The 20249-nt window shown below is 61.1% G+C and carries 23 protein-coding genes; 13 read left to right on the top strand and 10 right to left on the bottom strand.

The window, feature by feature from the left end; translation table 11 throughout:
• Positions 1 to 29: 29 nt before the first annotated feature.
• Positions 30 to 890, bottom strand: a complete 861-nt coding sequence (gene mqnP, locus Q355_RS0102730) for a menaquinone biosynthesis prenyltransferase MqnP (protein ID WP_027876376.1) — start codon at positions 888 to 890, stop codon at positions 30 to 32.
• Positions 891 to 1007: 117 nt separating this feature from the next.
• A complete protein-coding gene (locus Q355_RS0102725; RefSeq protein ID WP_027876375.1) occupies positions 1008 to 1844 on the bottom strand; it encodes a sulfurtransferase in 837 nt (278 codons plus the stop codon).
• Positions 1845 to 1928: 84 nt separating this feature from the next.
• On the opposite strand from Q355_RS0102725, the gene acuI reads away from it, so the two are divergent.
• From acuI to Q355_RS0102710, 3 genes are all read left to right on the top strand, one after another.
• The gene (gene acuI / locus Q355_RS0102720) at positions 1929 to 2909 is read left to right on the top strand and encodes an acrylyl-CoA reductase (NADPH) (RefSeq protein WP_027876374.1); all 981 of its coding nucleotides are present in this window, start codon (positions 1929 to 1931) and stop codon (positions 2907 to 2909) included.
• Between the two features lie 52 nt (positions 2910 to 2961).
• Positions 2962 to 3603, top strand: coding sequence for a lysophospholipid acyltransferase family protein (locus Q355_RS0102715; RefSeq protein ID WP_027876373.1), 642 nt, complete (start codon positions 2962 to 2964; stop codon positions 3601 to 3603).
• A 107-nt stretch (positions 3604 to 3710) separates the two neighbouring features.
• Complete coding sequence (locus tag Q355_RS0102710; RefSeq protein WP_027876372.1) at positions 3711 to 4013, top strand: HU family DNA-binding protein; 303 nt, start codon at positions 3711 to 3713, stop codon at positions 4011 to 4013.
• Positions 4014 to 4073: 60 nt separating this feature from the next.
• On the opposite strand, the gene Q355_RS0102705 is transcribed toward Q355_RS0102710, so the two are convergent.
• From Q355_RS0102705 to Q355_RS0102695, 3 genes are all read right to left on the bottom strand, one after another.
• On the bottom strand, positions 4074 to 4517 hold the full coding sequence (locus Q355_RS0102705) for a hypothetical protein (RefSeq protein ID WP_027876371.1): 444 nt from the start codon (positions 4515 to 4517) through the stop codon (positions 4074 to 4076).
• A gap of 32 nt (positions 4518 to 4549) precedes the next feature.
• Positions 4550 to 5344: a pseudouridine synthase gene (locus Q355_RS0102700; protein ID WP_084496023.1), complete on the bottom strand. Its 795-nt coding sequence runs from the start codon at positions 5342 to 5344 to the stop codon at positions 4550 to 4552.
• Between the two features lie 79 nt (positions 5345 to 5423).
• On the bottom strand, positions 5424 to 6071 hold the full coding sequence (locus tag Q355_RS0102695) for a winged helix-turn-helix domain-containing protein (RefSeq protein WP_245597464.1): 648 nt from the start codon (positions 6069 to 6071) through the stop codon (positions 5424 to 5426).
• Positions 6072 to 6179: 108 nt separating this feature from the next.
• Between Q355_RS0102695 and Q355_RS0102690 the strand changes: the two genes are divergently transcribed.
• From Q355_RS0102690 to Q355_RS0102680, 3 genes are all read left to right on the top strand, one after another.
• Positions 6180 to 7520, top strand: a complete 1341-nt coding sequence (locus Q355_RS0102690; RefSeq protein ID WP_027876368.1) for an MFS transporter — start codon at positions 6180 to 6182, stop codon at positions 7518 to 7520.
• 83 nt (positions 7521 to 7603) lie between these two features.
• Positions 7604 to 8245 carry an ATP phosphoribosyltransferase gene (gene hisG, locus Q355_RS0102685; RefSeq protein WP_027876367.1) on the top strand — a complete coding sequence of 214 codons (642 nt, stop codon included), beginning with the start codon at positions 7604 to 7606 and terminating at the stop codon, positions 8243 to 8245.
• Between the two features lie 147 nt (positions 8246 to 8392).
• Positions 8393 to 9409, top strand: a complete 1017-nt coding sequence (locus Q355_RS0102680; protein ID WP_027876366.1) for an aldo/keto reductase — start codon at positions 8393 to 8395, stop codon at positions 9407 to 9409.
• Here Q355_RS0102680 and Q355_RS0102675 read toward each other — a convergent pair.
• On the bottom strand, positions 9406 to 10374 hold the full coding sequence (locus Q355_RS0102675) for a quinone oxidoreductase family protein (RefSeq protein ID WP_027876365.1): 969 nt from the start codon (positions 10372 to 10374) through the stop codon (positions 9406 to 9408). The genes Q355_RS0102680 and Q355_RS0102675 overlap by 4 nt on opposite strands.
• 32 nt (positions 10375 to 10406) lie before the next feature.
• On the opposite strand from Q355_RS0102675, the gene trmH reads away from it, so the two are divergent.
• Together trmH and Q355_RS0102665 are read left to right on the top strand one after the other, a co-directional pair.
• Positions 10407 to 11039 carry a tRNA (guanosine(18)-2'-O)-methyltransferase TrmH gene (gene trmH, locus Q355_RS0102670; protein ID WP_027876364.1) on the top strand — a complete coding sequence of 211 codons (633 nt, stop codon included), beginning with the start codon at positions 10407 to 10409 and terminating at the stop codon, positions 11037 to 11039.
• A gap of 40 nt (positions 11040 to 11079) precedes the next feature.
• Complete coding sequence (locus Q355_RS0102665) at positions 11080 to 12261, top strand: VanW family protein (RefSeq protein ID WP_027876363.1); 1182 nt, start codon at positions 11080 to 11082, stop codon at positions 12259 to 12261.
• A 109-nt stretch (positions 12262 to 12370) separates the two neighbouring features.
• Here the strand turns inward: Q355_RS0102665 and Q355_RS0102660 are convergent, their stop codons facing one another.
• The 3 genes from Q355_RS0102660 to Q355_RS0102650 form a co-directional block, all read right to left on the bottom strand.
• Positions 12371 to 13186, bottom strand: coding sequence for a transglutaminase family protein (locus Q355_RS0102660; RefSeq protein ID WP_027876362.1), 816 nt, complete (start codon positions 13184 to 13186; stop codon positions 12371 to 12373).
• A 43-nt stretch (positions 13187 to 13229) separates the two neighbouring features.
• Positions 13230 to 14174 carry a ribokinase gene (gene rbsK / locus Q355_RS0102655; RefSeq protein ID WP_027876361.1) on the bottom strand — a complete coding sequence of 315 codons (945 nt, stop codon included), beginning with the start codon at positions 14172 to 14174 and terminating at the stop codon, positions 13230 to 13232.
• A 67-nt stretch (positions 14175 to 14241) separates the two neighbouring features.
• Positions 14242 to 15171 (bottom strand): nucleoside hydrolase, encoded by a 930-nt coding sequence (locus tag Q355_RS0102650; RefSeq protein WP_027876360.1) that lies wholly within the window; start codon positions 15169 to 15171, stop codon positions 14242 to 14244.
• A gap of 53 nt (positions 15172 to 15224) precedes the next feature.
• Here Q355_RS0102650 and Q355_RS0102645 point away from each other — a divergent pair, with 53 nt between their 5' ends.
• The 4 genes from Q355_RS0102645 to Q355_RS0102630 all read left to right on the top strand — a co-directional run bounded on the left by Q355_RS0102645 (position 15225) and on the right by Q355_RS0102630 (position 18858).
• Positions 15225 to 15488, top strand: a complete 264-nt coding sequence (locus tag Q355_RS0102645) for a hypothetical protein (protein WP_027876359.1) — start codon at positions 15225 to 15227, stop codon at positions 15486 to 15488.
• Positions 15489 to 15712: 224 nt separating this feature from the next.
• Positions 15713 to 16888 (top strand): DUF4382 domain-containing protein, encoded by a 1176-nt coding sequence (locus Q355_RS0102640; RefSeq protein WP_027876358.1) that lies wholly within the window; start codon positions 15713 to 15715, stop codon positions 16886 to 16888.
• Positions 16889 to 17350: 462 nt separating this feature from the next.
• Positions 17351 to 18463, top strand: coding sequence for an alanine racemase (gene alr, locus Q355_RS0102635; RefSeq protein WP_027876357.1), 1113 nt, complete (start codon positions 17351 to 17353; stop codon positions 18461 to 18463).
• A gap of 74 nt (positions 18464 to 18537) precedes the next feature.
• Entirely contained in the window at positions 18538 to 18858 is a 321-nt protein-coding gene (locus tag Q355_RS0102630; protein ID WP_027876356.1) for a DUF3208 domain-containing protein, read from the top strand.
• 54 nt (positions 18859 to 18912) lie between these two features.
• On the opposite strand, the gene Q355_RS0102625 is transcribed toward Q355_RS0102630, so the two are convergent.
• Positions 18913 to 19509: a GNAT family N-acetyltransferase gene (locus Q355_RS0102625; RefSeq protein WP_245597463.1), complete on the bottom strand. Its 597-nt coding sequence runs from the start codon at positions 19507 to 19509 to the stop codon at positions 18913 to 18915.
• Between the two features lie 22 nt (positions 19510 to 19531).
• On the opposite strand from Q355_RS0102625, the gene Q355_RS0102620 reads away from it, so the two are divergent.
• Positions 19532 to 20038: a MogA/MoaB family molybdenum cofactor biosynthesis protein gene (locus tag Q355_RS0102620; RefSeq protein WP_027876354.1), complete on the top strand. Its 507-nt coding sequence runs from the start codon at positions 19532 to 19534 to the stop codon at positions 20036 to 20038.
• The last annotated feature ends 211 nt before the right edge of the window (positions 20039 to 20249 follow it).

The raw sequence follows: 20249 nt of genomic DNA, 5'->3' as shown, positions 1-20249 counted from the left end.
GCATGGTGGCTGAGGGCCTCGAGGACCCTTCAAATCCAGGTGTCCAGCGCAATGGCCACCAACATCCCCAGGCTCACCACCACATTGGCCTGAAAAAAAGCCTGGTCTACTTTGCTGAGGTCGTTGGGCTTGACCAGCTGGTGCTCGTACCAAAGCACCGCCCCCACCGCCAGCACGCCCGCAAAGTACACCCAGCCCGCGCCGCAGAGCAGGCCGGTCAGGATAAAGAAACCGAAGGTGAGGGCGTGGCAGGCCTGGGCAATGCGCAGGGCAGTGGGGATGCCGAAGCGGGCCGGTACGCTGTGGATGCCGTTCTCGCGGTCGAAGCGGTAGTCCTGGGTGGCGTAGAGGATATCGAAGCCAGCCAGCCAGAAGGCGGTGCCAGCCCAGAGGGCGAACAAGGCCGGCTCAAAAGCGCCCGTGACGGCAATCCAGCCCCCGGCGGTGGCCGCGCCGATGGTCAGGCCCAGCCAGAAGTGGCACAGCCAGGTGAAGCGCTTGGTGTAGCTGTAGCCCACCAGAAAAAATACCGCCACCGGCAGCAGTTTCGCGGTAAGGGGGTTGAGGTTGAAGGCCGCCAGGGCCAGCAACACAATACCCACCACGGCCAGCCCCAACACCTCGCCGGGTTTGACCAGGCCGCGGGGCAGATGCCGTCCGGCGGTGCGGGGGTTGGCTGCGTCGATGTGGCGGTCAATCAGGCGGTTGAGGGCCATGGCCCCGGTGCGGGCGCCCACCATCGCCACGGTAACCCAGGCAAATACTTCCCAGCCCGGCCAGCCCCGGGCGGCCAGCAGCATACCCCCATAGGCAAAGGGAAGGGCGAACAAGGTGTGCTCGAAGCGGATCAGGTCGAGATAGGTTCGGAGTCGGCTGCCCGGTGCCAGCATAGCTGGGCCTAAGTTTACCCGGTCTGATGGGATGCAGTGTGCGCCGTGTATGTTTTATAGCGGTCTAAAACAGCCGATGGTCGATGTGGGGGAGCGGTTTTCACCTGGGGTTGGCGCTTATTCCTCACCCGTTGCGACGGGCCTGCTAGGGTCGGACACCCAGTCGCTCCAGGAGCCGGCGTACAGGCGGGCGGGCTTCCCGATGAGCTCTAAGGCCAGCACATTGGCCGTGGCCGAGACGCCCGAGCCGCAGTAGGCGATAATTTCGCCCTCGAGGCCCTCGAAGCGCTTTTGCTGGGCCTCGGCGGGCTTGAATCTTCCCGAGGCCTCCAGGCTGTCCAGCCAGCTGCGGTTGATGGCCCCAGGAATATGCCCGGCCACCGGGTCGATGGGTTCCACCTCGCCCCGGTAGCGCTCGGGGGCCCTGGAATCAATCAGCACCGTGCCAGGGGGGCGATGGGCTACAAAATCGGCATCCACCACCATCTCGGGCCGAGGGTGGGGCCGGAAGGTGGTGGGGGCGTGCTCCACCGCCGAGGTAGAAATCTCGTAACCTGCCTTCTGCCAAGCCCTGATGCCGCCGTCCAGTACGGCCACCTGGTCGTGGCCCAGCCACTTCAGCAACCACCACAAGTGCGGGGCATACATCCCACCGGCGGGGGGGTCGTCGTAGGCCACCACAAAGTGCTGGTTGCCAATGCCTGCGCGGCCCAGGGTTTCGGCCAGGGCTTCGGGGGTGGGCAGGGGATGGCGGCCCCCCCGGCGGTCGGGCCGCACCGGGGCCGAGAGGTCTTGTTCTAAGTCGAGGAACAAAGCACCGGGGATGTGCCCCGCTACATAGGCCTGCCGACCGGCCAGGGGGTCTTGCAGGGAAAAGCGGCAGTCCACAATCCGCAGCCGCTCGTCGTTAAGGCGATCGTGCAGCCATTGGGCGCTGACCAGTGGAGAACGCATACCAAAAGCCTAACACCGCCAGCGGAAACATGTGAGCTACTACCGAATTGTTTTCGTCCAGCCTTCATCGGGTAATCTAGGGCCATGCAAACCTTCAAGGCCCTGGTAGTGGAATCGGGCGACCCCTATACCGCCCAGATTCGGCAGGCTACCCTGGATGAACTGCCGCAAGGGGATGTGCTGGTGCGGGTGGCCTACAGCAGCCTCAACTACAAGGACGGCCTAGCCATTACAGGTGCAGGCAAGGTGATCCGCAGTTTCCCCATGGTTCCCGGCATTGACCTGGCCGGAACGGTGCTGGAGTCGGCCTCGCCCGCGTACAAACCCGGCGACTCGGTCATCCTGACCGGCTGGGGGGTGGGGGAGCGGCACTGGGGCGGGCTGGCGGAACTGGCTCGAGTGCGCTCGGAGTGGCTGGTGCCTCTACCCCAGGGGCTTTCCTTGCAGCAGGCTATGGGCATCGGCACGGCGGGTTTTACCGCCATGCTGGCGGTGATGGCCCTCGAGGCCCATGCGATAGATAAAAGCAAAGAAGTGCTGGTTACTGGCGCAGCGGGTGGGGTGGGCAGCCTGGCGGTCGCGCTTTTGGCCCGGTTGGGCTACCGGGTGGTGGCCTCTACCGGCCGCACCAGTGAAGAAGCCCATTTGAGGTCGTTGGGTGCGGGCGAGATTCTGGATCGCGCTGCGCTGACAGCACCCAGCAAGCCGCTCGAGTCCGAACGTTTTGGCGGGGCGGTGGACACCGTGGGCGGGGCGGTGCTGGCCGGGGTGTTGCCGCGCATGGCCTACGGCGGCAGCGTGGCAGCCTGCGGCAACGCGGGTGGGGTGAAGCTCGAGACCACCGTATTCCCCTTTATTTTGCGCGGGGTGAACCTGCTGGGCATCGACTCGGTGATGTGCCCCCGGGAAAAGCGCCTGGAGGCCTGGCAGCGTCTGGCCCACGACCTGCCCAGGCCCTTGCTGGAAGAAGCTATGCAGGTTGTTAGCCTGGAAGAAGTGCCGGAACGGGCCCAGGCCATCCTGCAAGGTCAGGTGCGGGGGCGGGTGGTGGTGAAAATGGCCTGAGTGCCTGTGCTTTGGCCCTCGATTCCCGACTTTCTGCTTATGATGGGGCGCGATGTACGAGTATGGCTTAAGGGTTTACCACAACACCAAAGCGCTGGCTCGAGTGCTGCTGCAGGTGCTGTTTGGTTTGAAGGTGGAAGGCGCGGAGAAAATTCCCATGGAAGGCCCGGTAATACTGGCTTCCAACCACATGTCCTTCCTCGACCCGGTGGTGATGGGGGTGGCCTGCCCCAGGGTGGTGAGCTATATGTCGCGCGACGACGTGTTCAAGTACCCCATCCTGCGCTGGCTTTTGCCACGCCTGTACGTGATTCCGGTCTCGAGGGGGGCGGGCGATCTGGGGGCCATTAAGGCGGCCATTCGCGTTCTAAAAAACGGCATGGCCTTTGGTATCTTTCCCGAAGGGCGTCGCAGCCGCACCGGGTTTATCGAGCCGTTCAAGACCGGGGTGGCGGCCATTGCCTTGCGTACGGGTGCCGTGATCGTTCCGGCGGCCATCATCGGCAGCGACAAAGCCTGGCCGGTGGGCAAGGGGCCGCGTCTGCGGCGACCGGTTCGTGTGGTATTCGGCGATCCCATTGCCATACCTCCGGGGAAAACCGATCACAAGACCCTGGAGGAGGTTACACGCCAGCTCGAGGCAGCCGTGACCGCACTTTTGCCCCCTGAATACCACAGAAAGCCCACGGTTTAGGCATTCTGTCCGAAACGAAATTGCCCTCCGCGCTGCTCTGGTGCTTGCGATTTGTATATCAGGTGTGCTACACTCCGTGCTGAAGGGAAAATAAAGGAGGTAACAGTATGGCAAGAGCCGCAGCAAAGAAAACCAAAACCAAAGCCGACCTGATTGACCAAGTAGCCGCCACCGCTGGCTTGAAGAAAAAAGATGCCAAAGCCGCCGTGGACGCTTTCCTGAGCAAGATCGAAGACGCCCTCAAGGCTGGTAATAAAGTGCAGTTGACCGGCTTCGGCACCTTCGAAGTGCGCAGCCGTAAAGCCCGTACCGGTGTGAAGCCTGGCACCACCCAGAAGATCAAGATCCCCGCCTCCAAGTACCCTGCCTTCAAGCCTGGCAAGGCCCTGAAGGAAACCGTCAAGAAATAAACCCGCAGTCCCTTCCAATAGAGGAGGCCAAAGCCTCCTCTATTGATTTGCATGAGATGCCTAGCCGAGGCGCAGCAGGGGCCGCCACCAGGGGATGCCCAGCAACATCAGCGCTATGCTCAAGCCGTACCAGATCAGGGCCTGACGCTGTTTGAGCAGGGCCTCGGCGGCTTTTCGGACGCGGACGCTACCCACATGCGCCAGCACCACTGCAGCCAGCATCAGCACCCAGTGTTCGGCAAGGAAGAAGCGGGTCTGGTCATTCTGCATGGCAGCACCAGGGTTGGCCAGCGCGCTCTGTACTAGGGGGCTTAGAACCATCAATAAAATGCCCAGCAGCAGCTGCGTGTCCATCAAAGCGGTATACATCAGGCCGGCCTGGCGGTCGGCGGATCCATAACTGCGGCTGCGGAGCCCACTGAGGCTGCGGTAAAGCAGATAAATGGCCGCGAGCAGCACCAGCCAGCGGGCGATGTTGTGGATGGAAAGAAGGAAGTCGTACATGCCTTCATCCTAAGGCATAGCCCTAGATGGGCTTATTTTGCATTTGCCAGGCCCACCGCATGGTACAGGGCCTGGGTTTCCTCGGCGGTCAGTTTGCGGCTGCCACCCAGAGGCAGGTCGGCGGGAAGCCAGATCGGCCCAAAAGCCACCCGCTTCAGGTAGGTAACCTCATTACCTCTGGCGGCAAACATCCGCTTGACCTGGTGAAAGCGGCCTTCCCGAATGACCAGCTCTACCTTGTAAGGGTCGGGCTTGTAAGGGTCGGGGCTCAGGTGCAGTTCTGCTGGCTGAAGCGCCTCACCATCGAGCTCGAGGTCGCCTGCCGCAAACACCGCCACATCGTCGGGGGTGGCTGGGCGGGCCAGTTCCACGTAGTAGCGCTTGGTCACCTTCCAGCGCGGATGGGTCAGCCGGTGCAGCAGTTCGCCGTCGGTGGTGAGCAGCAAGAGCCCCTCGGTATCTTTGTCCAGGCGGCCCACTGGCATCCAGTCGTCCCTTTGCAATTCCTCGGGCAGCAGTGCGGTAATGGGAATGCCGTCGCGATCCTTGGTAGAGGTGATGTAGCCTGCAGGCTTGTTGAGCATCAGGTAAAAATAGGTCTGGTACTCCAAGCGCTCCCCGGCCACCTCGATGCGTGCGAGGCTGGGGTCGAACTTAAAGGCCGAGTCGGTGATGATCTCGCCATCGACGGTAATCAGGCCCGCTCGAGCCAGCCTGTGTATTTCTTTGCGGGTACCCACGCCCAGATGCCCCAGTATTTTGTCTAAACGCTCTTTGCCCATGTTAAATAAAAAACCCCCGATTTCCGGGGCTGATAAAAAAATCATACACCCATATGCGTTATGCGTCAAGGCTATGCAGGGCTGAGGTAGTTTTATCGGTGCCCGGACACGAGCAGCGCCCTGGCTATTCGAAGCTTGGGGCCAGGCCCAGGTGCATTACGTATTTTTCGGCACCTCCCCGATGGGCATAGCGCTCGTAGAGTTCCCATAGTTCACGCTGTAAGGCTTTGGCATCGGCCCGGTCAAGCATAAGGCCTCCGGTCCAGAGGTTGAAGGTGGCTGGGTATTGCAGGCCCAGGACTTCGGGCTCTTCTGCCTCATCATCCGGGTGGGAGCTCCAGGTGAGCAGCCCGTCCTGGTTGCGATAGACCACCATGTGTGCCTGGTGGGTGTTTGCTTGCAGGGCTTTTTCCAGGCTGCGCTCGAGCTGGGCTTTCCAGAACACATGGCTGGTCAGGTTTTCCAGGAGACGCTGGGGCACCAGCTTTAGGGGAAAGCGAAAGGCTGTGGAGGTGGCCTGATACTGCTTGATGGGTCGCCCCTGCCTGTGCGATACAGCCACCACCTGCAATAGACCGGCCTTAAGCATCTGACCCACGCGGTAGTGCATGGTCTGAATGGGCAGATTAAACGCTTCGGCCGCGGCCTTAACGGTGGTGGGCCCATGCATAAAGGGCTTGAGGAAGACAGCTACCTCGGGGTCGGCCAGAATACGGGCGGCCAGCGCATTGTTGAGCTCGAGCACCCTGGTATTTTCGCTTGTGCTGGACACACCTGCATTCTACTCAAAATCTTGTCTTATTTGCTGAGTAGAGCTTCTCTAAACTTGGACCATGGAAAGGCACCAGGGCCCGAATAGCCTGCCCTGGCTCAAAGAGCTATGCATTTGACCGGACTAAGGGGATTCACACTGGTGGCCTTGGGGCAACTGGTCTCGCTGGTGGGCAGCGGTATGAGCCAGTTTGCCCTTACCATCTGGGCCTTCGAAAAAACCGGGCTGGCTACCTCGCTGGCCCTGATGGGTTTTTTCTATATGGTGCCGCTTATCCTGATCTCGCCCTTTGCTGGGGCCTGGGTAGATCGGGCCAACCGCAAGCTCATGATGATGATCTCGGATCTGGGCGCTGCGCTGGGCACGCTGACGGTGTTTTTGCTTTACCTGAGTGGGAGCCTGGAGGTGTGGCACCTGTACGTGGTAGGGGCCCTGAACGGTCTGACCAGCGCTTTTCAATGGCCTGCTTACTCTGCGGCCATCTCGACCATGGTAGCCAAGAAGGACTATGCGCGGGCCAACGGCCTGCTCTCGCTGGCAGAGTCGGCCTCGGGTATTGGGGCACCCATTCTGGCGGGTATCTTTCTGGGGCTGGTGGGGTTAGGGGGCATTCTGCTGCTGGATCTGGTCACTTTTGTGGCTGCCTTCGTCACCTTAATTCTGGTGCAGGTGCCCCAACCCAAGCAAAGCGCCGCTGGCCTGGAAAGCCGGGGAAGTCTGCTGCGTGAGGCACTGTATGGTTTCCGCTTCATTTTTGCCAGGCCGAGCCTGCTGGGTCTGCAGACGGTGTTTCTGCTGGGCAATCTGGTGGCCAACCTGGGCTCGGCCATTATGGCCGCAATGATTCTGGCCCGCACGGCCTCGAGCGAAACCGCACTGGCTACCGTGCAAAGTGCTGCGGGCATTGGCGGGGTGCTGGGTGGGGTGTTGCTCTCGACCTGGGGTGGCCCCCGGCGCAAGGTACATGGGGTGCTTTTGGGCTGGGTGTTTTCGAGCCTTTTTGGAAGCGTGTTGTTGGGGTTGGGGCAGAGTGTGTGGATCTGGGCTGCCTGTGCTTTCATGTTCGCCCTGATTGTGCCCATTCTGAACGGCTCTAACCAGGCCATCTGGCAGGCCAAAGTGCCCCCCGACGTGCAGGGTAAGGTGTTTGCCGCCCGCCGCATGATTGCCTGGGTAGCCGGGCCGCTGTCTATGCTGGTAGCGGGTCCGCTGGCCGACCGGGTGCTGACCCCGGCCATGATGCCCGGTGGCTCCCTGGTTGGTCTTTTTGGGGGCCTGGTGGGGGTGGGGCCGGGGGCTGGCATGGCGCTGCTGCTGGTTATGAGCGGCCTGCTGGGTATGGCGGTGGGCCTGGGGGGCTACTTGTTCCGGGTGATACGCGAGGCAGAAGCCCTGATCCCCGACCACGACCAGACCCCCGAAGACCCGGCCAAGCCTGTGCTGTCGTAGCCTTTGACAGCCATTGAGGTTCGTAAAGGTGCTGCTGCGCTCCCTGAATCGAAGCTGGCGGTTTGTGATATAAGGGAGCTGGGATGATTCGCGGACGCTATGCTTTGGTGGTAGCCCTGCCCAAAGGGCGCAACTTCGCCGACGGCTACCAGGCGCTAACGAAGGCTGGGCTCGAGCTGCCGCCAGTGCAAAATGGGCGGGCCTTGCTGCACGGTAACGAAGGGGGCATCGCTGTTCTGGAGCTGCGCAACCATGACGTGCCCACCTATGTGGATCTGGGCATTGCCGATGTGGGGGTGGTGGGCAACGATGTGCTGCTAGAGTCGGGTCGGGACGTGTACGAGCCGGTTGACCTGGGCACAGGGGCCTGCCGCCTTTCCCTCATCCGCCACCCTGCCTCTAGCGGGCCCATCCGCCGCATTGCCACCAAGTACCCCCGCTTTACCGCCCAGGTACTGCGTGAACGGGGAATAGTTGCCGATATTATCGAGCTGGCCGGTAATGTCGAACTGGCCGCCCTCACCGGGCTGGCCGATGCCGTGGTGGATGTGGTACAGACCGGGGCTACCCTCAGGGCGGCGGGCTTGCTCGAGGTCGAGGTGCTGGCCCACTCCACCGCCCGCTTCATAGTCAACCGCCAGTCGCTCAAGCTCAAGCGCGATCTGCTGCGCCCCCTGATCGAGCGCTTGCGGGCCAATGCCCATAACCCATTCACCGCCAGCTAATGGGCACTGGGAGCCCCTTATACCAAAGCTGACGATAACCGACCCAGATGTGTAGGGCGGCCCGCCACTTCGTAGGGCAGCAGCCAGGCGGCTGCGGGTGGAGAACGTGGTGTCATCTGGAACGCTGTGGGCGTAGAATCAAGCCCTATGAGCTACCGCAAACTGGGAAAGTCGGGTTTGTTTGTTCATCCCATCGCCCTCGGCACCATGCAGTTTGGCTGGACTGCCGACGAACCCACCTCCTTTGCCATCATGGACGCTTTTGTGGAGGCGGGAGGCAACCTGATTGATACCGCCGACATCTACAGCACCTGGGCACCTGGCAATCCGGGTGGGGTCTCGGAGGAGATTATTGGGCGTTGGATGCAAAGTCGAGGGCTGCGTGAGCGGGTGGTCTTAGCTACCAAGGTACGGGGTCCGATGGGGCCGGGGGGTTCCGAGGGGCGCAACCACCCCCTGCAGCGCGAGGGGCTATCACGTGCCTGGATCATGCGGGCAGTCGAAGACAGCTTGCGCCGCCTGCGCGTGGACTATATCGACCTTTACCAGGTGCACTGGGTTGACAATCAGGTGCCCATCGAGGAAACCCTCTCGGCCCTGACCGACCTGGTGCATAAAGGCTATGTGCGCTACATCGGCTGCTCCAACTTTTCGGCTTGGCGCCTGATGCAGGCCTTGTGGGCTTCCGATAAACACGGCTTCGAAAGCTTTGTTTCGATCCAGCCTGAGTACAGCCTAACTATGCCTACCCGGATGAACTTCGAGCGGGAGCTGGCTCGAGTTTGCGAGACCTATGGCCTGGGGGTAATCCCTTACAGCCCCCTGGCGGGTGGCTTCCTCACCGGCAAGTACCGCCGCGACCAACCCCTGCCCGAGAGCGTGCGGGCCCAGGGCATTGCCAGTGGGCGCTTTAGCGAGCAAAACTGGAAGATTCTGGATAAGGTGCTGGAAATCGCCGATCGACACGGGGCCCATCCAGCGCAGGTGGCCCTGGCCTGGCAGTTGTCGCGCCCTTTCATTACCGCCCCGATTGTGGGGGCCAATACGGTTCAGCAGTTGCAAGACCTGCTCCCAGCCGCCGGACTGCAGCTTGGGGCAGAGGAAATTGCCGCGCTCAATGAAGTGTCTAGCTGGCCCCTCACCCGCACCGAGCGCGAAGTTTAGGGGTAAAGCAAAATTTTGCCTGTGCTCCGGCGGCTTTCCATCAGGGCGTGGGCCTCTGCGGCCTGCTCGAGCCTGTAGCGCGCGCCAACCAAAAGCCGAACCTGCCCGGCCTGGAGCAGGGCAAAAACGGCCTCTACGGTGGGTCTCAAAAGCGCGGGCCGACTGCGGCGGTAGTGCCCGCTGCTGTAGCCGATGACCGCTTTGCTCTGGCGGTGCAGCGGGCGGGTTTCAAAGCTGCCGGCCTGCCCACTGGCATGTCCATACACCACCATTCGGCCAAAAGGAGCCAGGCACTGCATTCCCCGATTAAAGACCTCGCCCGCCACCGAGTCGAGAATTACATCGGCGCCTTGTTGTTTGGTAAGCTTCAGCACCTGCTCGGCAAAATCCGCATACCCCAGCACTTCGTCGGCCCCCAGACGGCGAACAGCATCGGCTTTGGCTGTATCCCCCACAGTGCCAATGACCAGCCCCGCACCCAGGGCTTTGGCCATCTGTACCGCCAGACTGCCCACCCCTCCGGCAGCGGCATGCACCAGCACGGTCTCGTTCTTTTGCAGCCGTGCGGCCCAGGTCAGGATGTTGTAGGCCGTAACCAGGGCAGTCAGGCCCGATACAGCCTCGTCGGGAAGCTTGGCAGGAACCGGGTAGGCCAGCACTGCTTTAGCTAGCACTTTTTCGGCATACGAGCCCCCGCTGGTAAACACTGCCACCCGTTGTCCCAGCTTCAGGCCTGTTACGTCTGCCCCCAGGGCTTCCACAACCCCCACCGCATCCAGCCCCGGTATGAAGGGGGGTGGTGAACCCGCCTCGTAGCCGCCCCGCCGGGCCTGCACATCGGCGTAGTTGAGGCTGGTAAGGGTCGTGCGCACCAGCACTTCGTCGGCCTTGGGCCTGGGGTCTGGCACCTCCTGGTAGCGCAGGTTTTCGGGCGGGCCGTTTTGCTCAACCACAATAGCTTTCATGAAGCTATTCTGGCACGGTACAATAAACCCTTGTGACGCCTGAACGCCTTGCCAGGATTCGTGCAGTATTGGATAAACGCCAGCCCGACCTGACGGTGTTGATGGAGCGGGTGCATAAGCCCCACAATTTCTCGGCCATTCTGCGCTCCTGCGATGCGGTGGGGGTGCTCGAGGCCCACGCCATCCCAGCCCGGCACGGAATCCCCAACCTGGAGGAAGCTGAGAACCTCAGCCTGAAAGGCAAAACCTTCAACGAAACCTCCGGTTCGGCGGCCAAGTGGGTGGGTTTGCAGATTCACCCCGATGTGGCCTCGGCTTTTGCCCACCTGAAATCGCAGGGGTTTCAGGTGCTGGCGGCGCATTTTTCCGAACGGGTGGTGGACTATCGCCAGGCCGACTACACCCGCCCTACCTGCATCCTGCTGGGCACCGAGAAATGGGGGGTGTCGCCCGAAGCCGCCGAGCGGGCCGATGCCCACATCTTGATTCCCATGATGGGCATGGTAGAGAGCCTCAACGTTTCGGTGGCGGCAGCGGTGATTCTGTTTGAGGCCCAGCGGCAGCGCTTGCAGGCAGGGTTTTACCAGCGGCCCCGCCTTTCGCCAGAAGACTATGAGGCCGTGCTGCAGAGTTGGATCGCCCGGCATGCGCGCGGCCAGGGTTGATTTGCCCTGCTTTTGAGCATTTTTGGTTGTACAGTGGGGTATGCGGGCTGCTATTCTGGGTGTTTTTTGCTTGATTTCTCTGGCATTGGCGGGGCCGGATGGCGTTTACTATGCCCTGGAGAACCGCATCGAAAAAGGTCAGATTGTGACCATCGGGGTGCCCCAGCGCATCAAGATTGGGGGGGTGGGGCAGCTTCCAACCCTCTTGACCAGGGCCGCCCGGCCTGCGCTCGAGGCCCGCTGGCGCTACAATGCCACCCTAAAAGACTGGGTGCTACAGGATCAGATGGGCCACAGCTTCGACCTGGCCGAAGCCAAAAAGCGCTACCTCGAGGCCCTGAAGGCAGGCCAGACGGAGTTTTTACTGCCTGTAAACCACACCCTGCACCCCCTGGGGGCCCCTTATTACTACAGCCTCGGCATCCGCCAGCTACTCGCTGAGGCCACCACCTCCTTTGCGGGTTCGTCCTACGAACGCGGCTACAACATCCAGCTCGGGGCCAGCCGCCTGAACGGCGTGCTGATTGCTCCCGGCGAAACCTTCTCGTTTGCCAGGGCGATGGGCGAGGTTTCCGAACGCACCGGTTTCAAAAAAGCCTTTGTTATCTCCGGTGAGCAGACGGTAGAGGGGGTGGGCGGGGGAATGTGCCAGGTCTCGACCACCCTTTTCCGCGCAGCGTACTTCTCGGGCCTGCCCATCGTGCAGCGCCGCCCGCACAGCTACCAGGTTCGCTACTACCAGCCTACCGGCCTCGATGCTGCGGTGTTTTTGCCTTCCCTGGACCTCAAGTTCAAAAACGATACCCCGGGTTACCTGCTGATCCAGAGCAGCGTAAACGGCAGCCAGATTACTTTCCGCATCTTTGGCAGCAAAGACCGCGAAGTAACTTGGAGCAGCCCAGTTACACTAACCCGTATTCCCGCGCCACCTACCCGCTACATCGTTAGCCCCGACCTGCCCCCCCAGCGCTTTGTGCAGGTAGACTGGGCTGCCGAGGGGGCCACAGTGAACGTCTATCGCACCATCCGCTTTTCCGACGGCAGGGTGCTCAAAGATACCCTCACCAGCACCTACCGCCCCTGGGGTGCGGTCTGGCTGGTGGGCGAAGGAACCCGCCTGAAGTCGGGCCGGGTGATTACTGCCGCGACCGATGATGCCCCTGACGACCACGGCTACCGCCTGCCCACCCAGACCGCCTTGCGTCCGGCCCGCAACCGCTAGGCTGAACCCTAATTGCCATTTCCCTCGGCAACAAAGCCACAACCACGCCGACGCGCTGTGTTGGTTGGAACAGATGGGTGCACTATGCGCGGATGTCTCCTGGACAGCGTTACACCGCCTCGACCCTGACCAACACCTGCAGGTGCTCTTTGCCGCCGCCCCGGCGGAGCCCTTTGATCGGGGGGCAGTCGTCGTAGTCGCGCCCGTGGGCCTTTTTGACATACCGCTCAGTTATGACCGAGTTGTTGGTGGGATCGTAGCCATACCAGCCCGAGCCTGGCACAAAGGCCTCAACCCAGGCATGGCTGCCTTGTGAACCCACCCCGGTAGCCAGGTATCCCGAAACATACCGGGCTGGGATCCCCACACTGCGTAGCACGGCCAGCATGGCCTGGGCGTAGTCCTGGCAGACCCCAGCCCTGCCTTCCACAAACTGGATGAGCGGGGTGTCTACCTGGGTGGCCGTGGTGTCGTAGCGGAAGCTCCGATACAGATGCTCGGTTACTTCCAGCAAGTAAGCGTGCAGGCTTTCGTGAGGGTGGGGGCGGCGCAGGCTCAGCAGCTCGAGCCAGTTGTAATGCAGGGGCACCCGGGGGGTGGGGGCCAGGAACTCAAAAAACCTGGATTCCAGGTTGCTCAGGGCCTGCACTGGCACTGGCAGCGGCTCTGGCGCGGTAAACGTCAAAACCCTGGCCTGCATTTCCACCCGCAGTTGCTGGTGGGGGTGATTGACATGAAAACTGTAGACCCGGTTATGAAAATAATCCTGGCGGCTACGGGGCATGGTGTGGGGCGCGATGTGAAGGCGAAACTCCAGAAGCCCCTGGCGATGGTCGTCTACCGGGTAGAGCCACAGCTCGTTGAAGGAGTCCCGCGCTTCATCAGGGTAAACGTACTCCGTTAGATGATAGATCGATAGCAGCACCAATTGCAGACTATCAAAAACAAGGCCGGGCGATGGGTAGCCTTCAGGGCTCGAGCCGGGCGAATACATCCTCACGCCAGGGCAGCGAAGACTGGGCCCCCGCCTTGGTGGCTGCCAGGGCCCCGGCCACACAGCCAAGTTCCACGGCCCGGGACAGAGACCTGCCTTCGCAGATGGCGGTGGCCAGCGCCCCAATAAAAGCATCCCCAGCCCCAGTGGTATCAATGGCCTCTACTTTGGGAACCGGCTGGTGGCCTTTGCCCTCGGGGGCTACCCATACCGCGCCCTGTTCGCCCAGGGTGATGATTACGGTGGGCACTTTTTCGGCCAGTACCTGGGCTACCTCGAGGGCCATCTCGGGCGAATCGGGCTGTACCCCGGTCAGGCCATAGGCTTCGCTTTCGTTTGCCACCAGGATGTCGGTGTGCTCGAGCAGCTTGTTGGGCAGTAGCTGCGCCGGCGAGGCGTTGAGGATGACCCTGGCCCCGGCCTGTCGGCCCAGCTCGGCAGCCCGGCGCACGGTCTCGAGGGGAATCTCGAGCTGCAATACCACCACCCGCGCCCCCTCGAACTCGGCGGGGGAGAGGTTTTCGGGCCGGAGGCGGTGGTTGGCCCCAGGCGAGACGATGATGGTGTTTTGTCCTTCTTCGTTGACCGCAATAAAGGCCACCCCAGTGGGGGCGGCGATGGGGATGGTGGCGTGTACGTTGATGCCCTCGCGCTTGAGGGCGTTGCGAAGCTGATTGCCAAACTCATCCTGCCCAACCCGCCCAATCATGCGCACGCCCAGGCCCTGGCCGGAAATGACCCCTTTGCTGGGCTGGGCGCTGCGGGCCAGCATGCGGGCGGCTGCTACCGCCTGGTTGGCCCCTTTGCCCCCGTGGTGGGTCTCGTAGTCTGAGCCCAACAGGGTTTCTCCTGGCAGGGGATGCCGTTTGACCCGTACCACCAGATCCATGTTGATGCTCCCAACCACGACGATGCTCATGGCCTATAGCTTATACCGGACGCAGCCAGCCGAAGGCGCGGGCCTGGGCCACCGACAACAAACTGGACTATTCGTAGCGAGCGATGCGCTCTACCAGCAGGTCGTAGAAACCATCCACATCGACCTCGAGGCCCACCTCACAGTTGGGCGCTTTGCCGGTCACGTGCCAGTAATCGCAGACCGTGCGCCCGAAAGCCAGTCCTTCGTTGGCTTCAATCTCCACGTTAAACAGGGCGGTTTTGAACAGCTCGGGGCGCAACAAATAAGCCACTGCACAGGCATCGTGGATGGGAGCTCCGTCCCACTTGTAGCGCTTTATATGATGCTCGCGGAAGAACTCGAGCAACTCGGCCACAAACGTCCCCACCCGCGTCCTTAGGGCACGGAAGCGCTCTATCCGGGCGGGATGGGCCACGGTCTGGTGGGTCAGGTTGAGACCCATCATTACCACTCGAACCCCGGCCTCAAAGACTATTTTGGCAGCATGGGGGTCACACAGAATGTTGAACTCTGCGCTGGGGGTCCAGTTGCCGATGTCAATTGAGCCGCCCATCAGAACAATTTCGCGAATCTGGGGAATGATGCGGGGCTCCAGGCGCATGGCCAGTGCGATGTTGGTCAGGGCGCCCACCGGTACCAGCGTGACCTCGCCGGGGTATTTGAGCACCTGCTCGATGATGAAATGTACGGCGTGCAGGGGCTCGGCCTGGCCGGTGGGGGTGGGTAGGTGGGGGCCTTCCAGCCCCGAGACCCCGTGGACGGCCTCGGCACTGATGCGCTCGCGCACCAAAGGGCGGTCGGATCCGGCATAGATGGGCACCCTTTTGCCCAGCACTTCCCGCACCACCAGGGCGTTGCGGGTGGTGCGCTCGAGGCCCACATTGCCAAAAACTGTGGTAATACCCAAAACCTCGAGCTCCTCGCTGGCCAGGGCCAGCATCATGGCGATGGCGTCGTCGTGTCCGGGGTCGCAGTCGAGGATAATTTTGCGCGGCACGCTAGTTAGCTTACACCAGAGGCGACGTCTGGTGCGGTACAATCGCTTTATCTATGCTCGAGGTCAAAGAAGCGGTCAAGATTGCCACCGAGTATATCCAAACCCTGTTTAGCGAAAAGCAAATTCCCGAACTGCGGCTGGAGGAGGTCGAGCTCACACCCGACAATCAGTTTTGGGAAGTCACGCTTTCCTTTGTGGTACGTGAGCCCACCGCCTACCTGAGCTTAGGCGATGCGGCCCGCACCCGCGAGTACAAAATCTTCCGCATCAATGCCGAAACCGGCCAGGTGCAGAGCATGAAGATTCGTAAAGTTTAGAGCGCTCTTCACAAGTATTGAGCTGCTCACAACTAGATTGCTTTGTCCTGCACAACACAGTGGCCTCCCGGATGGGTAGCCGGTGGGGCAGGGGTGCAACCTTTACCAAGTCTTTACTTTGCGCTCATAATGCCTGAGGCGTTTACCCCCGATTAATTGCCCCTTACTAGACTCTGCTTAGTCCGGTTCTAGCCCCCTGGGGTGGGAACCTGGCCGGAGGAAGCATGAACCCTACATTTTTCCGGAGCTTGTTTGTGGCCTTTTTGCTGGCGCCACTCATCGCAGGTTGTAACTCCTCGCCTGCCAGTGTCAAACAGCCCAACTTTCAGGCCCTGCTGGTAGCCGCCGATCTGTCGAGCAGCACATTGGTTCAGTCGGTGTCTTCCCTAAAGCCGCTGGACCGCCCCAAAACCGACCTCTCACAGATTGCCAGGGTGGTGGTCAACCTGGATCGCATTGAGCTGGTAGGGGAGGGGGGACGGGTGGTTGGCCTCGAGCCCAACCCCGCGCTGGGCGACAGCGATGCAGACGGCAAGCCCGATCTGGACTTGTTGACCCTGTCGAACCGAGCTACGCCCATAGTAAAAGGCACCATCCCGGCAGGGGTGTACACCCAGTTCCGCCTGTTTTCGCCCGTCGAGCCGGGCACCGAAGCCCTATCGGTCTACCTGGTCATGAAAGATGGCAGCAAGATACCGTTGCATATCCCCAGCGGACAGCAAACCGGCCTCAAGCTGGTAATCCAGGGTAGGCTCGACGTGCGGGTAGATGCCATCACCACCCTTACGCTGGCCTTCGACCTCGGCCGCTCGCTGGTGCGAACGGGCAACGGCCGCTACATGCTTAAGCCAGTGGTCAAAGCCAGCGGTGATGTGGCTTCTGGTGCTGTGAACGGCAGGGTTGCCTTCAAAGGGGGCCGCCCCGTGCAGGATGCTTTGGTGGAGGCCCGGTCGGCCAACAACACCTACCTCACCACCACCAGCGCCGATGGTTTGTATAGCTTCCTGGCGCTGGCAGCGCCGGCTTCCTACGAGTTTACCTTCCGTTTTCAGACCCCCGAGGGCGTGGTTTACCTGACCCGGAAAACTGTCTCGATACCTGCCAATACCACCACCACAGTCAATGCCGAATTTGAACTGACCGGTGGGATTAGGGTCTCGCTCAAATCGGCCTCGGCTCCCAGCAACGTAGCTGTAGAGGTAAAGGATGCCAGCGGTGTTACGGTGGCTACGAGCAGCCAGGCTGACCCAGACGGCAAATATACTTTCGCCACATTGCCGCCCGGTACCTACAGCGTGAGCGCAAGCGCTGCTGTGGGCGGCGCTCCGGTAACTGGGCAGGCCACGGGCGTGGTGGTTGAAGACTTCCAAATGACCAATGTGGAAGTAGAACTGAAGTAAAATGTCTTCGATTTGTTCTTTTTGCTGGGGCCCCCACCTGAAGCTGCGCCAGGAGCTGCCCTTGCATTCGGTCGGCTCTGACCTGCCCTAAACAGAAAGCTTCAGGTGGGGTTCATATAATACCAGATTCGGTTAGTTCGTCACCGAACGGTGACGAACTAACCCGACCGAAGGGAGTGCTCTAGGATTCAAAAAGATAGCCCCTTGATGTTTTTTGTTTGAAGAGTATCTTTTTGAATCTGGTATAAGAGGGGTTCTCACGAATACCCAGTACAGCGGTTTTTGCTGTACTGGGTAAACGCGCGTAGGGTAATTGTTGGGAACCGTGATAAGAGCGCATCCCGTTCGCCCGATCCATTGGTGAAGAAACACTTTGGCGGTCTGCCCTGGAATTGTTTTGCCAGCAAGCCAACCACCATAACCCTTTCTGGGCTACCACTGCTTGACCGTAAACTGTCTGTCATGCGCCCTGCCTGGCTGGAAATAAACTTTGACGCCCTGGCCCACAATTTCAACCTGATAAGGGCCAGGGCGGGCAATGTGCAGGTGGTTGGGGTGGTCAAGGCTAATGCCTACGGCCATGGAGCGGTGGAGGTGGGCAAGGAATTGCTGCGCCTGGGGGCCTGGGGGCTGGCGGTAGCGACCACCGAGGAGGCCCGCCAACTGCGAAAGGCGGGTATTGTGGCCCGCATTTTGTTGATGGGAAGCCTGCACCCCCAACAAGCCCAGGAAGTGGTAGAGCTAGACCTGATTCCTTCTATCTCCACCCTCGAGAGCGCCGAGGCCCTCAACGCGCTGGGGAAACCGGTGAGGGTGCACCTCGAGTTCGACACCGGCATGGGCCGGGTGGGCTTCCAGCCCCAGGAGGCCGCGCTGGTCAAAGAACGCTTTGCCCGCTACCAAAACCTGCTCATCCAGGGCATCTACTCCCACTTTGCTGATGCAGAAGAAGATGAGCCCTGGACAAGAGAGCAGACGGCCCAGTTTCAGCAGGTGCGGCGGGTTTTTGGGCCGGGCTACTTCTACCACCTGTGCAACACAGCTGGAGCCCTCAACTACAGCGCCTACGGCTTTAGTGCCGTGCGCCCGGGCATCGGCCTGTACGGCCTGCTGCCGGGTCTGGGACTGAAACCCATTGCCCGCCTGCTGGCCAAGCCCACCCAGGTCAAGGCGCTTCCGGCGGGGCGCAGAATCGGCTATGGCGGCCTTTACACCACCCAGGGCCTCGAGTGGATTGCCACCCTGCCGGTGGGCTATGCCGATGGAATGCCCCGCCTGGTCTTCAACCGGGCCACGGTTCGCTATTACCCAGAACCCGAAGCTCTGAACCCCCAGCCTTGCATCTGTCCAGTGGTGGGGCGGGTCTCGATGGATCAGATTACCGTGAAGATTCCAGCGCCGGTAAGCCTGGATCAGGTGTTTGAGGTGGTTACCCCCGATTTCGACCCCACCAGCAGCCTGTGGGGCTGGGCCGAGCTCACCGGAACCGTGAGCTACGAGCCTGCGGTGCGGCTCTCCCCGCGTTTGCCCAGGGTGTACCTGCGGGATGGGGTGGAGGTGGCACGGGTGGAGTAGGTATTCTCCAGAGGGGCGGACCAAAGCCACTTTTGTATTTTGTTTCTGCGGCGAAAATCGGATACGTGATTGCGATGAAAGCCATCAAGCTTTTTCAGGGGTACTTGTGGCACCCCAAGGAACTCCCCTTTGACCCCCGTGAGGCGATTCCCCGCCGGCTGGGGGAGGTGCATGTGCTGATTGACAAGGTACGGCCTCCCATGACCTTTTTCGAGGACGGCACCCCTACCGAGACCCAGCAGTTTTATCAGGTCACCTTGCTGGTGCGCACCGAGCAGGAGCCCGCCGAACTCAAACCCCTGGCCCTATGGGTGAGCCAGGAGCTAAGCCCCTACCTCGAGGCCACGCCCAAAGAGGTGGGCTGGCAGTTGCTGGAAGATTTGCGGCAGATTTGAGGTTTGCTGCGGGCATAAACCAGGCCCTGCACGGGGGCTTTAGATAGCCGCGCTTTAGCGATAAAGCCGGGCCTCGAGCGCTTGTTTCACCTGGGGCCATTCGTCGTCGATAATCGAGTACACCGCAGTGTTGCGGATGAGGCCGCTCGGATAAATTTGGTCTTTACGCAAGATACCCTCGAAGGTGGCGCCCAGCTTCTCGATGGCCTTACAGCTACGCACATTGCGGGCATCGGCCCTGAACTGCACCCGAATCGCCCCCAGGTTTTCGAAGGCCCTCCGTAGCAGCAGGTATTTGCTTTCGGTGTTGGCGTACCCCCCCTGAAAGGGGGAAAAAATCCAGGTGGTGGTTTCTAAAGATCGGTACTCGGGGTTGACCCGCACATAGCCGGTACGCCCTGCCATCTGGCCGCTGGTCTTGTTGATGATGGCCCAATTGACCCGGTCTTTGGCCGCCAGCAGGGTGCGGATGTAGTTCTGCATGGCCTCGAGAGTGGCCTCCCTGGGCGCATTGCTCAAATACTGCACCATTTCGGCATCGAAGTGCTCGAGCATGGCCGGGGCATGCCCCAGGTTCAAAGGCTCTAGCCGGATATAACGACCCTCCAGGGTTACGCTCTCGTGCCACATATAACCCAAAGCTAACACCATTATGGTCTAAACTCTGTACTAAATGATTCGAGTCGGTATCCTCACCATCTCCGACCGTGAAGCACGCGGCGAGATTGAAGACCGCACCTACGCCGTGTTGCGCGAGATCCTGGCCCTGGGGCCCTACGAGATTGCCAGTTACGAGATTATTCCCGATGAGCCCGCTCAGATAAAGCGCGTATTGCGTCTCTGGACCGACCGCGATGGCCTGGATGTCATCCTGACGGTGGGCAGCATCCGCCTCAGCAACCGTGACCACACGCCCGAGGCCACCCGCGAAATGCTGGAGAAAGAAGCCCCTGGTATCGCCGAGCTGATCCGCATGGAAACCTATAAGAAAAACCCCCTGGCAGTGCTATCTCGAGGGGTGGCGGGTGTGCGCGGCAAAACCCTGATCGTCAATCTTCCAGGGGGGCCGCAAGGCAGCAAGGACTCCCTCGAGGTGATTCTGCCGCTCCTTCCCGAGGCTGTGCAGCGCATCTCCGGTCGTCCGGTGGCCCAGCTGGCCAACGGTTTTTCCTTCGACTAGCTGTACCAGCCCCAAGAAGCCCCTTGCCCTTGGGGGCGCGGGAATGGATGTTCCAGCTTGCAGCAGCAGGTCTTTATCACCGGGGCGCGCGCTGTGCATTCCGGTAGATTGGGTGATGGGATGCACGCCAAATACGCCCAAAGCCCCGCATGGCGTGCCTTGCCGCGTGGAGAAGCCATAAGCAAAGCCTTGCCCACACACGTAACGCCGG

This window comes from Meiothermus cerbereus DSM 11376, assembly GCF_000620065.1.
In the GTDB taxonomy this organism is placed as follows: Bacteria; Deinococcota; Deinococci; order Deinococcales; family Thermaceae; genus Meiothermus; species Meiothermus cerbereus.
The sequence above is the reverse complement of the archived record's forward strand: the minus strand, read 5'-3'. Positions and strand labels throughout refer to the sequence as shown.

What these genes read in the sequence shown, in the direction of transcription:
- Q355_RS0102700 (WP_084496023.1), bottom strand. Translation starts at nt 5,344, where the DNA reads ATGATTTTTTTATCAGCCCCGGAAATCGGGGGTTTTTTATTTAACATG.
- Q355_RS0102665 (WP_027876363.1), top strand. Translation starts at nt 11,080, where the DNA reads ATGCGGGCTGCTATTCTGGGTGTTTTTTGCTTGATTTCTCTGGCATTG.
- hisG (WP_027876367.1), top strand. Translation starts at nt 7,604, where the DNA reads ATGATTCGCGGACGCTATGCTTTGGTGGTAGCCCTGCCCAAAGGGCGC.
- mqnP (WP_027876376.1), bottom strand. Translation starts at nt 890, where the DNA reads ATGCTGGCACCGGGCAGCCGACTCCGAACCTATCTCGACCTGATCCGC.
- acuI (WP_027876374.1), top strand. Translation starts at nt 1,929, where the DNA reads ATGCAAACCTTCAAGGCCCTGGTAGTGGAATCGGGCGACCCCTATACC.
- Q355_RS0102710 (WP_027876372.1), top strand. Translation starts at nt 3,711, where the DNA reads ATGGCAAGAGCCGCAGCAAAGAAAACCAAAACCAAAGCCGACCTGATT.
- alr (WP_027876357.1), top strand. Translation starts at nt 17,351, where the DNA reads ATGCGCCCTGCCTGGCTGGAAATAAACTTTGACGCCCTGGCCCACAAT.
- Q355_RS0102715 (WP_027876373.1), top strand. Translation starts at nt 2,962, where the DNA reads ATGTACGAGTATGGCTTAAGGGTTTACCACAACACCAAAGCGCTGGCT.
- Q355_RS0102690 (WP_027876368.1), top strand. Translation starts at nt 6,180, where the DNA reads ATGCATTTGACCGGACTAAGGGGATTCACACTGGTGGCCTTGGGGCAA.
- Q355_RS0102640 (WP_027876358.1), top strand. Translation starts at nt 15,713, where the DNA reads ATGAACCCTACATTTTTCCGGAGCTTGTTTGTGGCCTTTTTGCTGGCG.
- Q355_RS0102645 (WP_027876359.1), top strand. Translation starts at nt 15,225, where the DNA reads ATGCTCGAGGTCAAAGAAGCGGTCAAGATTGCCACCGAGTATATCCAA.
- Q355_RS0102630 (WP_027876356.1), top strand. Translation starts at nt 18,538, where the DNA reads ATGAAAGCCATCAAGCTTTTTCAGGGGTACTTGTGGCACCCCAAGGAA.
- rbsK (WP_027876361.1), bottom strand. Translation starts at nt 14,174, where the DNA reads ATGAGCATCGTCGTGGTTGGGAGCATCAACATGGATCTGGTGGTACGG.
- Q355_RS0102675 (WP_027876365.1), bottom strand. Translation starts at nt 10,374, where the DNA reads ATGAAAGCTATTGTGGTTGAGCAAAACGGCCCGCCCGAAAACCTGCGC.
- Q355_RS0102620 (WP_027876354.1), top strand. Translation starts at nt 19,532, where the DNA reads ATGATTCGAGTCGGTATCCTCACCATCTCCGACCGTGAAGCACGCGGC.
- Q355_RS0102625 (WP_245597463.1), bottom strand. Translation starts at nt 19,509, where the DNA reads ATGGTGTTAGCTTTGGGTTATATGTGGCACGAGAGCGTAACCCTGGAG.
- Q355_RS0102680 (WP_027876366.1), top strand. Translation starts at nt 8,393, where the DNA reads ATGAGCTACCGCAAACTGGGAAAGTCGGGTTTGTTTGTTCATCCCATC.
- Q355_RS0102725 (WP_027876375.1), bottom strand. Translation starts at nt 1,844, where the DNA reads ATGCGTTCTCCACTGGTCAGCGCCCAATGGCTGCACGATCGCCTTAAC.
- Q355_RS0102705 (WP_027876371.1), bottom strand. Translation starts at nt 4,517, where the DNA reads ATGTACGACTTCCTTCTTTCCATCCACAACATCGCCCGCTGGCTGGTG.